This is a genomic window from Acidithrix sp. C25, assembly GCF_904848545.2.
Window position 1 is genome coordinate 1,453,074 of sequence record NZ_CAJHCI020000006.1, and the last position, 12,335, is coordinate 1,465,408.

General features: G+C 47.4%; 11 protein-coding genes. 1 reads left to right on the plus strand and 10 read right to left on the minus strand.

Annotated elements, in window-relative coordinates:
* Positions 1-12: 12 nt before the first annotated feature.
* The 9 genes from ACIDITHRIX25_RS75275 to ACIDITHRIX25_RS75315 form a co-directional block, all read right to left on the minus strand.
* A complete protein-coding gene (locus ACIDITHRIX25_RS75275; protein WP_052605594.1) occupies positions 13-609 on the minus strand; it encodes a LysE family translocator in 597 nt (198 codons plus the stop codon).
* 403 nt (positions 610-1,012) lie between these two features.
* Positions 1,013-2,197 (minus strand): aminotransferase class I/II-fold pyridoxal phosphate-dependent enzyme, encoded by a 1,185-nt coding sequence (locus tag ACIDITHRIX25_RS75280; RefSeq protein ID WP_052605595.1) that lies wholly within the window; start codon positions 2,195-2,197, stop codon positions 1,013-1,015.
* Positions 2,198-2,899: 702 nt separating this feature from the next.
* On the minus strand, positions 2,900-3,826 hold the full coding sequence (locus ACIDITHRIX25_RS75285; RefSeq protein ID WP_201732872.1) for an ROK family protein: 927 nt from the start codon (positions 3,824-3,826) through the stop codon (positions 2,900-2,902).
* On the minus strand, positions 3,826-4,293 hold the full coding sequence (locus ACIDITHRIX25_RS75290) for an SRPBCC family protein (RefSeq protein WP_052605597.1): 468 nt from the start codon (positions 4,291-4,293) through the stop codon (positions 3,826-3,828). Before ACIDITHRIX25_RS75290 ends, ACIDITHRIX25_RS75285 begins: the two co-directional genes overlap by 1 nt.
* A 210-nt stretch (positions 4,294-4,503) precedes the next feature.
* Entirely contained in the window at positions 4,504-5,685 is a 1,182-nt protein-coding gene (locus tag ACIDITHRIX25_RS75295; protein ID WP_052605598.1) for a glycosyltransferase family 4 protein, read from the minus strand.
* A gap of 336 nt (positions 5,686-6,021) precedes the next feature.
* A complete protein-coding gene (gene queG, locus ACIDITHRIX25_RS75300) occupies positions 6,022-7,038 on the minus strand; it encodes a tRNA epoxyqueuosine(34) reductase QueG (protein WP_201732873.1) in 1,017 nt (338 codons plus the stop codon).
* Between the two features lie 101 nt (positions 7,039-7,139).
* A complete protein-coding gene (locus ACIDITHRIX25_RS75305) occupies positions 7,140-7,421 on the minus strand; it encodes a DUF4031 domain-containing protein (protein ID WP_052605600.1) in 282 nt (93 codons plus the stop codon).
* Between the two features lie 3 nt (positions 7,422-7,424).
* The gene (locus ACIDITHRIX25_RS75310; protein WP_052605601.1) at positions 7,425-8,195 is read right to left on the minus strand and encodes an FAD-binding oxidoreductase; all 771 of its coding nucleotides are present in this window, start codon (positions 8,193-8,195) and stop codon (positions 7,425-7,427) included.
* A 316-nt stretch (positions 8,196-8,511) separates the two neighbouring features.
* Complete coding sequence (locus tag ACIDITHRIX25_RS75315; RefSeq protein ID WP_052605610.1) at positions 8,512-8,736, minus strand: hypothetical protein; 225 nt, start codon at positions 8,734-8,736, stop codon at positions 8,512-8,514.
* 524 nt (positions 8,737-9,260) lie between these two features.
* On the opposite strand from ACIDITHRIX25_RS75315, the gene ACIDITHRIX25_RS75320 reads away from it, so the two are divergent.
* Entirely contained in the window at positions 9,261-11,051 is a 1,791-nt protein-coding gene (locus ACIDITHRIX25_RS75320; RefSeq protein ID WP_201732874.1) for an exonuclease domain-containing protein, read from the plus strand.
* Positions 11,052-11,063: 12 nt separating this feature from the next.
* Here the strand turns inward: ACIDITHRIX25_RS75320 and trpD are convergent, their stop codons facing one another.
* Positions 11,064-12,137 carry an anthranilate phosphoribosyltransferase gene (gene trpD / locus ACIDITHRIX25_RS75325; protein WP_052605603.1) on the minus strand — a complete coding sequence of 358 codons (1,074 nt, stop codon included), beginning with the start codon at positions 12,135-12,137 and terminating at the stop codon, positions 11,064-11,066.
* Positions 12,138-12,335 lie beyond the last annotated feature (198 nt).

Consider the following 12,335-nt stretch of genomic DNA (forward strand, 5'->3'; position numbering starts at 1 on the left):
TGATCGTTAGTCTTATCCGCCAAAGATTAAGAGACTGACTCCCATCACAACAATCAAAAGACCCCCGGCGCCACTTAGGTTAGCCAGTCGACGGCTAGAACCCGAGAGCCAGCCTCTAAAGGTACCTGCTAAAATACCATATACGCTATCGGAGATGAAGCCCATGATCCCAAACTCAAGATTATAAGCTAGCATCTGCCAGCTGAGATTCCCATAACGTGAATTTGCGAACTGAGGCAAGATAGCGGCCATGAAGACAGCCGTCTTTGGATTGGCAAAACCAACCCAAACACCCTCTGCAATTACCTTAGCCATGGGCATTTGGGTGGTACCATCTATCTCAACATTTACCCTATCGTGTCGATGACGCCAAGTTCGAACTCCTAAATAAGCAAGATAAAGAGCGCCGCCTATCCTTAAAATCGTTCTTATTGCGGGAGAGTGGGTCAATATCGCCCCCACTCCAAAAGCCACAATAGAGCCCTGGACAAACACTCCTACCGAGTTCCCTAGAACTGTCCCCACAGCAGCCCTAGAACCTAAAGCTATGCCTCTTCCGATAGTAAATAAAACACTTGGACCAGGAACAACGATAAATACAATCGCCACCGCTCCAAAAGAAACAAACTGCGAAACTGAAATTACTCGTCCACCCTTTTACAATAGAGGCCACAAAGCAGTCAAAACCGATGCTAAAGCGCATTAGCCAGGTGATCTACTCGAGTAACTCACCCAAGTGCGCTGCTCGATAGTACGTCAGTGCCGCCATCAAAGAAAGCTACTGCACAGAACCGATCTATTCAAAAACCAAAAAATCGATCAATCATTTACCCTTTTCGAACTGCCAGGCAAAACACCCCATAGATCAATTCCTTAGTTAAAAGGACCCCAGCTGACTCTAGAGGTCGAGGCTATCCATAGATGATTAAGGCTTGTATCGCCCTGGCTCGAGCAAATCTATCTGACCGTCTGGAAGCACCCTGGTTCACCACCCGGCACATCGGCTCGAACTCTAAAGTTTCACAAGGGCTCGCTTGAGATTTCTAATTCCTTGGGCAATCCTAAGCTCGTTTTCAATCAGCGCAAACCGCACGAAGCCTTCGCCACCAGGACCAAAACCATTGCCAGGCGAGGTAGCCACATTTGCCTGAGTCGCTAAAAATTTAGCAAACTCAAGCGATCCGTACTCCGCATACGGTTCTGGTATCTGCGCCCATACGAACATAGTCCCGGCTGGCTTTTGTATCTCCCAACCGATCTTGGCTAAACCATCACATAGCGCATTTCGACGTGCTAGATACTGAGCATTCACCAGTGGCGGATATTCATCCAACTCATTTAAAGTCACTGTTGCCGCGATCTGAATCGGTTGAAATGCCCCGTAATCAAGATAGCTCTTCAACTTGGTCAAGGCAGCAACGACATCCTTATTGCCAACCATAAATGCAATCCGCCAGCCCGCCATCGAGTAAGCCTTGGTCAGAGTGTAGAACTCGACCGCGCACTCCTTAGCTCCTTCTACCTGCATAATCGAAGGTGGCTTGTACCCATCAAAGGCGGTATCGGAATACGCAAAATCGTGAACAATAATCACCCCACGTTCGCGAGCAAAGTCTACCAACCGCTTCATCCATGGTAGATCTACGCACATTGTCGTTGGGTTATGAGGAAAGGAGACAACGATTACTCTAGGCTTAGGCCAGGTGGACTCATATGCCTCCAGCAAGTTCTCCCAAAAAGTTTCGGGTGACGACCCGGGCTCGCCCAAACGAACTTGACGAACCTCCGCACCCGCGAAGAGAGGAGCCCAAATATGAATGGGGTACGATGGCGACGGCACTAATGCTGTATCTCCCGGTCCCACAAGGACCCACATCAGATGAGAGAGACCCTCTTTGGCGCCAATCGTGGCAACGACCTCAGTATCGGGGTCAATCTCTACGCCATATTTTCGCAAATAGAGGCTAGAAACCGCACGCCTCAAATTGGGGATACCCTTCGAAGAAGAGTAACGATGATTCCGCGAATTATGTGCCGCCTCGGTCAACTTTGCGACTGCGAGCTCGGGAGAAGGTATGTCTGGATTTCCAAATCCTAGATCAATTACATCTTCGCCAGCACGGCGCAGATCCTTCTTTATCGAATCGATAATCCCAAAGACATACGGGGGCAAACCATTAATTCTGCGAAATTCCATTGTATTAGTTTAGTATGGTCGCTTTTGATCGTTCAGCTTGAAAATATGGCTGAATAATCATAAAATCAACTCTAAGGAGGTCCATCCTCTTGTCACATGCCCCCCAAACCCTTATACGACCAAGACTGCCTCATTAAAGTATGATTAGATGGCGACCATCAAACAGGCCCACGCATACAGAGACGGAAATCCCCTGCGAGCATCATTACGAATCACCAATAAAGAGTTCTAGGTCGCCACGTTCAACTCTTCCTCAAAAACTCATCTTTGTGATCCCCTGGGTTCGCTCACCCAGGAAAAGACTAAGCCTTTTGGGATAGAGCCTTTTCGGATAGATAATGTAATCTGGAATGGGTCGCCACAAAGCAACAAAAAGTAGAAGAAGGTAACCATAAACCTGGAGGCCCTCAGCCACAACCAAAGAATCAAACCGCTCAATCGCCTTGGGAAAAACGCTAACCAAAAAGACGCCACAGGTAAAAGACGGGTGTCTACTATAGATTTAGGGTTCGTCTCGAGACGGCCAACTGACACCTTTTGTGTGGGGGGGGGCAATTGCATCATCGCAGGGCTAAAAGCTTTAAGAATTCACAAAGCTCAATTCACAAAGCTCAATTCACAAAGCTCAATTCACAAAGCTCAATTCACAAAGCTCAATTCACAAAGCTCAATTCACAAAGCTAGGGAGTTATGGATATGAGGTTACGCAATTGCAGCCGCGCCGATAGCGCCGGCCAATGGTCCAAATTCAATCGCTTGAAAGACAATATCTTGCCTAAGGCGATCGCTGGGCATCGCCAAGAGATAGGCATGGTTCAACTTTTCCTCAAAGAGATCAAATGAGGCAGAGACTCCTCCGCCTATCAAAACCATCTTGGCATCTGTTGCCTCAATTAAGTTAGAGATGACTACTGCCAAATAGGAGCAGAACTCTTCAACAATCCGATTTGCGACCAAGTTGGTAGCAGCAATCTCAAAGATACGTTTGGTCCATGTTATTGACGTTGCGTCCGCATCATCGGGTATTTCATTTAGACGGCCCTGCTCCATAGCCCGTCGAGCTCGTGAAGCTAAAAAACTACCCGATGCATAGACCTCCGCACAGCCACGTTTACCGCAGACGCATTGGTCTCCGCCTACGGCAATCACCATATGTCCAAATTCACCTGCAAAACCTCTAAAACCCCGTCGCAGGTTTCCATCTTCAACGAGCGCACCACCGATACCCGTACCAATAGTCAAAAGCAGAAACGAACTACCGTGATTCGCCATCGCGGTTACAGCTGCGCAGTTGACGTCATTTTCAAGATGAACTCTCCACCGACCTGCACTTTGTATCTCGTTTTGAATGTCCATGCCAACGAGGCTAGGAAGATGAGCACAGCTTTGAATGGCTCCGCCTGGGGCTATCAAAGCGGGCAAGCCGGCACCAACGGCCTCGATCTGTCCTGGAACGATCTTGGCGGTCATACATAGGCGCCCAATTACGTCCATCATCGCCTCCCCTAGCCACTGTCCATGAGTGGGGGCAGGCACGAAGCAAGAAGCAACAGGCTTCAAATTTTGATCGACCAAAACTCCAGCGAGTTTTGTCCCGCCCAAATCAAAGCCAACCCTAAAAGATAACACTAATGTCGGTTTGCGCCGTCATGATTCGTCTTTGCCTCTACGCGCGTCTTAAGATCCTTTAGAGCACTATGGACAATCTTTGCCTCGGCACGACGCTTCACGAACCCTGGAATTGGCACCAATAGATCAACTTCTAGAGAGTAACTTACCTCAGTCATTCCATCCTTGGTTGGAGTAAAGAGATAACGACCATCCAATTTAGATGTGAGGTCTGCCTTCTCTTGCGACCAAGTTATCGTAGGAAGATCCGAGTCACCATATGAATAAATCAAGGTGTATGCAGCGCTACGGCCAAAGGCAGCTGCCCTGAAAGAGACGCGCTTGCCGCGATTTAATTCATCACGCTCAAGTACTTCAACAGACTTGATATCGCCAGCCCACTCTGAATATCGTTCAAAGTCAATCGCGATGTTGTAGCAATCGCCAGGACTTGCTGCTACAATCGCGGTCTCAACAGTCTTGTCCATAAAACACCTCGCCGTTCCAGTTTAAACCTATTGGTCACACATCAATAAACATTGAGCGGACTCTTACATATCGCTGATAATGACGCTTCATTAATCACGCCAAAGCTATCATAATCAATTGTTTCAAAAAAAACCTGTTACCAAGGACCCTTGTTTGCCAAAATATCTCTATATCTAGCAAACAAGACCCTACCACACGACCGAATAAACCTATAACTGAAAATATTTACGCCATTTATCGGCAAGCATCTCATAGTTGAAGTCCCTAAGCGACCTCTCTCGAGCCGCCGACGAGACTTGGCTGCGTAGATTAGGATCTTTATAGAGTTCAATGATCTTTTGTGCAACAGCCTTGGGGTCTCTTTGATCTCGCAGAACAAAGCCAAAGCCTTGGCCTCCAACTGCTTCTGCTGACCCCCCGGAATCACCGGCAATTATCGTAAGACCCGATGCGGCTGCCTCTAAAAATACGATGCCAAACCCTTCTTGTTCTAGTCCAAACCACCGGTTGTAACAAAGCATCGAGAAGAGGTCGGAAAGTTGATAAAAACTCACCAATTCATCGTTGCTCACCCGTCCAAAGAATCGAATTGGCGCAGAAGACTCCTTTGCCAGCGCTTCAAGTCGGCGACGTTCCCTTCCATCTCCTGCTATCGCCACCACCAGGTTAGGTATCTCTGCCATTGCCAAGGCCGCAGCTGAGATCAGGACATCCATACCTTTTCTAGGGACCAAGCGTGAGATTGAAAATATGACAAATGCGTCATCTGCAAAGCCATATCTGACCCTCAACTCCGCCTTTTGTGATTTGGTCGCAGGTTCAAATCTCGCACTGTCTACACCGGGATAGACTACTGTAGATTGGGCCATTGCTTGTGGGGAAAGCACATTCGAAAGAGCATCTAGGGTGTAGTTGGCACACGAGATCGCCCCCTTTGCGCCCGACAGAGCTTGCTTGACCAACGACCTCAAAACAGGAAGTCGAGCGGGAATAACCGCCTCAGCTCCCCAAAGAAGAATAGTTACATCTCTATCGATCTTCTTGGAGAGCATCCCAATTGGTAAAATTGGATTCAGTGCTACGCTTTGGGGATTCATCTGATCAATGAGGTCCTCAAGGGTTCGTACAAATGATTTAGTAGGTAGCAGATTCTTGCACCTAACCCTAATTACCTTAAAGGGCAACCCACTGTCAAAGTCATCGTCCCCCGGATAGTGTGGCGTTATGACCGCGAACGATTCAGGTGGTAGTCGCTTGTAGATCTCAAATAATGCGTTTTGGATTCCACCTACCTTGGGAGGAAAGTCGTTGGTCACCAAAAAATGCCTCACAGGCGCTAGCTTTTGATTCGCCTTCCAGCTAAGGGACTTTTTTGAGCGCTTAAAGGTCACATTCCTCCATTGAGATACTTGCGATTCGATTACTTTTTGGTCTCAGTCATGATAATAGGTCTTTATCTCAAAAGGTGAAACAAGATGAAAATCCTTCGAGAAGTGCAATGAGCCAGACGCATGATCAAAGGGAGCTAAAAATTATCCGAATCACCCTGGAAAATCTTCCACAGTCTAGCGACTTCTGAATGGGCTACTTTGTCCTAAGCACACCTCCTAGCTCCGGAAGAAATCCGAAGGACAAACTGCTCGCTATTCAAACTACTCGATCTCAATTTGAATAAGAGCGCGCACCACAGAAGGTACTGTCGCTTTCGGGACTGCCACTTCGAGAAACTAAGTAAGTTGATCTAGGGCCCACTTGGCATGCTCCACCAAGATCAAATCGTCACTTTCGCAGTAGTTCCTCAAGACCTCTAATACCCTGTGGAACTCTTGGAGCTGTAATGCTTTAGAGTTTCCGAGGCCTACTAAGGCATTGCGCCGTAGAGTATTTACGTCCCGCTTGTAGATATAAAGGTGAGAAAACCGCTCCAATAATTCCTGATCGCCGAGGCCTAAAATTGCTATAAGATCGGAAACCACCTCATCCAAGTGAGGTTCATTAGCCTTCAGTTTCGCATTGTAGGGACATACGTCTTGACAGATATCACACCCATAGATTCGAACGCCAATGCGGCTCCTCAGGGCAGGGTCAATCCCTCCGGGTCGCTGAAGTACCCAAGATATACACAGCCGTGCATCGATTGTGCCGTTAGGGCCAATGGCAGAGGTGGGGCAAGCTTGAATACACGAAGTACAACTCCCACAACCCGTAATCCGAGAGCGCTTTGGCGACCTCTCAATCTCAGCATCTGTAATAATGGTTCCAATTACGACAAAACTTCCATGGCCTTGTATGGAAAGCAGTGAATTCTTTAGATAGATGCCAGAACCACTTCGCACAGCAGCCTCTTTGTCGACAAGCGCGTTAGAGTCCATGACAACTACAGCCTTAAACCCTTTAGATCGAATCAATTTCGCCAAAGTCTCAAGGCGATCCCGCAAGATCGAATAGAAGTCGCTCCGCGCATATTTAGCAATTGGAGAGGAAAATTCAATCGCAATTTCCGTGGATGGATAATACGAAAGACCAAGAGTAACCATGGAACGCGCACCATCTAAGATCGCCGAGGGATCGGTCGATCGTTTAGGGTTTCGATAGGTGAACTCCATGGAATCGGCTAGACCGATCTCCTTGCGATCTTTGAGCATTACCAAGACATTTCTAAAACGCCTTATAGGTGCCACCCCAAAGCCAATTAGCCCCAATTCCAGAGACTTCGCCTCAAGTTCTAAATAAAGTTCCATCATTATTTCCGCGCAACAGAGACGATTGGTCGACCACGACATCGCCAAATCGATCTTCAAATCCAGTCAATTTGCTATCCACGTGCCTTGAGTGATTACAGGTACTAGGAGTGACCGCCCCTGTCTCTTTGCTTTGGACTTAGTCGAAGTCCAGATAGCTTCAACCGTCGCACAAGCTCCCTAGAATCCACTTGTTGTGCGCCTAGTTCCAGGGCTGCGTCTATCAGAAAGTCCGGAATGTCATAGTGATCTCCTTGGAAAGCGCGTTCAGGAAACCCAAGCATGAATGCAAAATCGTGTAGTTCCACAAGCGAATGATCCGAGATTAAATGCGCATGCATCACCCCACGAAACTCCCACATTGGTCTATCCACCAAGATGGTCATAGATCAATCGTATTTTTCCGTACGCACACCATCTGGGTCCATTCCCAACCGAAGAAGAATCTCTTCAGAGAGGTCTACCACCTCAGGAGGCCCACATATATAAGCAACGCGAGCGGATACTTCACCATATATCTCTTCAAGCATTTGAGCGTCGATGCGACGATGGTATCTCGCCCTAGCGTCATCCGGATCACGCGTAAATGAATGGCTCACCTCTAGCCAGTCATATTCGGCGCTTAGTTCCTCTAACTCCCGACCATAGATAACATATTCGTAACTTTTGGACGAAAAAAGAAGATGCATAGGAATTGAAGTACCCATAGCAATTTGATATCGAATCATGGCCATCAAAGGCACAACACCAGAACCTGCCCCAATCAAAAGCACGGGACCACCATCACTTTGGGTCCAAGTAAAAGCACCGTAGGGCCCACGTACCTCCAAAAGGTCTCCCGGTGCCACTTGTCGCACCAGAACCGGCGACACCAGACCTCCTGGAGTCTCCCTGATGCCTACCTCGATTATTGAGGAATCCGGGTGCGGAGATGATCCGATTGAATATGCTCTTTGAATAGGGCGAGGACGACCTTCAATTGGAATTCTAATATTGTAATACTGACCTGGAAGGAACGGATCCGCCTCAGGCACTGCAATTCGAAGGGTATTTGTCTCTGGTGTCTCGACAATAATATCGGTGACTTTGGCCATCTGCCACGGCTTTGGCTTGGATCGCTCTTTCTTAGTAGTCAACTCTACAGTTAGTTCGCTCGCCATCTATTCCTGCCCTAACTCAATTCTTCAATACCTACCATGGTGAACAAAGGCCATACTTGTGGCCCAAGTCCGTAATCCACCACGCCAGTAATTAACACTATCTAGATGTTATTAATCCTAAATGAATGTGAAAACTTTCGATCGCAATCATGACCAATGTCATCATGAATCTAACAACTTAGAGATAAGCCGTCCCTGACGGCTCCTCATGGTTCTCTTTGATAAATAGCTTCCGACCAATACACAGGCTAAAGTCTTGGCAGCGCTTTAGTAGCAAGCGAGATCTTTCACCTAATTTGAGCTCAACCTAGAAAAGTCACTGCTCTATAGATGCTGCAACTTCGGCACTATCGTCGACTACGGACTTATTCGAACCACACCATCGGCAAGTAACCGACTCTACAACAAACTCCAAAACCTCACGAGATTCGATACCAAGTTCTCCCCCAAGGCTGTAATGGAAGAAAGACTTCGATCGCTCCGAAGCTACAACGTCAAATCTGGTCTTATTGCCACAGTTATCACAACGATATTTAGGCATTTGAACGGAACTCATAGTGGCAAAATCTTCGTTTCTATCTAAAAATAAACCTGTAAAATAGAGACCTTTTAAGGCCTCTGACGTGTCGCTTCAACTAGGAGCAGCGCCAATCGAACTTCAAAGCACGGCTCTGGGGATAACCGCAAAATAAGCGAAGAGGACCAAAGCGCCTCAAATCTATCATTGCGATGCCACCTACTAATAACTCGAACCCTTCAAACTTCGTCAGAAATGCTCTTATCTTGAGAAGAACAACCGTTCAACAAGAGTCATTACAACTCCGCAGTTCGAATCAAGGGTACCTCGAAGTCCTACAATCAACGCAACCAAGATGAAACACTACACGACCTTTCAGTCTAACCGCCAAATTGAAACTCGTGAAAACTTTGATCCATAAAGCGACGACGACCAAGCCAGCTACAAAAAACATTTGCTCCAAATGCGAAAAGCTATCAAGACTTTCATCTGACTTGGCTCCACCAACACCATCTCAGATATTACAAGCCTAAGATATTGTCGTACGTATGTTCTATCTAGATATCACCGGGACGCAGACAATGCAACTTGAATTTCACCATCAAGATTCCTACCTCGATAAAATCAAGTTTCTAGTGGTCGACGTCGAGACCACCGGCACTTCAGCGATCGACAACGAGATCACCGAGATCGCTGCCGTTGTGGTCCAAGGAGGTAGGGTGATTGACTCTTACGAAACTCTAGTGGCGATAAAAGGAGAGATCACTCCATTTATAAGCGAGATGACAGGCATCCGACCTGCAATGCTTGAGCGAGCACCCTCGCTTGAAGAGGCTATAACTCGCTTCTATGAGATGACAGAAGATACCGTGGTTGTAGGCCATAACGTAAGGTTCGACCTCTCGTTTTTAGGTGCAGCGGTCTCGAGATATTGGCCAAGTGCCAAGATTGATAACGCGACAATTGACACTTTGACTCTCTCCCGACGGCTCTTGCGCGGTGAAGTTCCAAATTTCAAGTTGTCCACTATTGCTGGTGCCCTAAAACTTGATCACCAGCCAGCCCATAGAGCTATGGCTGACGTACTTGCCACCGTGGATCTACTTCATCTCCTCATCGAGCGCTCGTCGAGCTATGGAGTTGTCTTTCTGGAAGAGTTTGAAGCACTGCCAAATCTTATAGGCGACAGGCATGCCAAAAAACTTAGGATTTGCAACTACATTCCAAGAAAAACCGGAGTCTACTGGATTGAAAATCAACTCGGAGAGGTCAGCTATGTTGGGAAGTCAACCAACCTCAATGAGAGGTTTCGTTCCTACTTCAATTCAGACAGTAGAAAAAAGGTAGACCCCATGCTCGGCTCATTAGCCTCAGTAGGCATTGCGACCACTGCCACGGAACTTGAGGCCCTACTTCTTGAGTCAAAACTCATTGCTGAGCTACGCCCTCGATTTAACTCTTTGGGAAAAATTGAGGCATCCAACCTCTGCTATATTGAGCTTCCTATAAATAGGAAGTCCACCAAAGGCAAGACGAACAAATTGCCAATACGACGATTGAGTAGTCCCCAGTGGTCATCCGATAGCCAAGCGATTGGTCCTTTCCGATCTTCTGCATCTGCGAAACTTGCCAATTTCGCGTTGCAGTCGATCTTAGAACCCAACCTATTCTCGCGAGATAATACAAAAGAAGATTTTGATATTATCACAGGAATCACTGAACTTTTGACATCCCCAAAGCCAACAGCGCCAAATGGTAAATCAAACGAGACGCTACGGATTCTACAATACCTAAGTCACCACCTTCACATAAAGATGATGACCCTAGCCTCATCATGTGAATTCGAACGAGCCGAGTTGCTCCGCAGGGGTTCCGATTATCTAATCAAAGGTATCCTTCGCCAATGGATAACCTGCTACCTCCAAGAGATCGAAATACTTGAGCTTTACGCTTCCTCACAAGACGTTCGTCTGCTCTTGAGCTTCGGGCAGATAGATATATCCGTCAAAGAGATAAAAAAGATCTCCACTCTAGCAGGAAGTTCTCAAATAAAAATTACATCAGGCACACCGCTACCAAATAGAGGCGATCATCCGCCAAAGCTTGCGCGCCCAAATGGTACACCCGACCCTGAGACGTTTGATGAACTATGGCTACTCTGGAAGTACATAACAAGGGTCAATGATTGGGAAGTCCTTACCACGTCGACTCCGCTAGCACTACCGACTTTTCTTTCGCACCGTTCATTTTCGCCAACTTCTAACAAGAGGTACGACAACGCTAATCCAAGGTACCCACTTCTCTGTGGTGCCTCAAACTTGAAAATGATCCTTCGCTAGTCGCAGGAAAAACTATGACATGTTGGAAGTGGCAATAAATCCTTCAAGGGTTCTTTTAGCGCGACCCGAGTCAATGAACTCTCGAGCCATCTCAATTCCGTCGGCGATGGAGCGTGCTCCCCCACCAACGTAGATTCCTGCCCCAGAATTTAACACTACGATATCTCGCACCGCGCCTTGCTTGCCATCTAAGCATTCAAGTAGGATCGATGCGTTGTAGCTTGCGTCACCCCCGAGAAGCTCTTTTGGATCGCATCTGCGAAGACCAAAGTCCATAGCATCCAAAACATACTCGTCAAAAATTGCGCTCGAATCTCCGTCGCGGGTAAGTTCTACAACATAATTTGGCGAAGTTGTTGACAATTCGTCATAGCCGTCATAGCTGTGGGCCACGAGAGCATGTTCTGATCCCAATTTGGACAAGACCTCCGCCATCGTCTTTAACATTGAACCATTGAAGACGCCAACTACCTGCCGCTTGGCTTTGGCTGGATTGACTAGAGGCCCCAGAAAATTAAATGATGTCGGAACGCCAAGTCCCCGTCTGACGGGAACTACATTTGCCATTGCCGGATGATATCGAGGCGCCAGACAAAAACCAATATTTGTCTCATCTAAGCAACGACGTACTTGGGTGGGACCCAAATCTATTCGAACACCCAAAGCCTCTAGGACGTCAGCAGAACCAGAAAGCGATGATGCAGCTCGATTTCCATGTTTTGCCACCTTAATTCCACTAGAAGCCACAACGATGGCCGCCATAGTTGAGATATTGACTGTGTGTTTTTGATCACCACCGGTACCGCAGGTATCTATCAAGTCATGAGGATAGTCCAACATGACTGCCTCATCAACCATGGCATTCGCCATGGCTGTCATCTCTTGGACGGTCTCTCCCTTGGCTCGAATCGCCACCAAAAACGCTGATGCAATAATCGGACTGAGCTCTCCATCAAGCAACGAAATCATCGCACTGTATGACTCTTCATAGGTCAAAGATTGACCCGCCATCAAGGTTCCGAGGATATTTTTCCAATCAATTGAAGGACTGGAAGCAGAACTACTAATTTTTGAACCCTGGGACATGAATCCAGACTAACGGTTTTATGCAAGTTGTTCATCCAAACTTTCACGCCATGGCTTATTTGTGCCATGAAAACCAACGTGGAAGGCTCCCAGTTGCCCCAGAGGGCCTTTGGCCAATGGCTAAAGCAGCCAATTGGTGCGATTTTCCGGGAATTTGTCGAGTGGCGGGGAGGAACTTCCCCTCCCCGCTCTCACAGA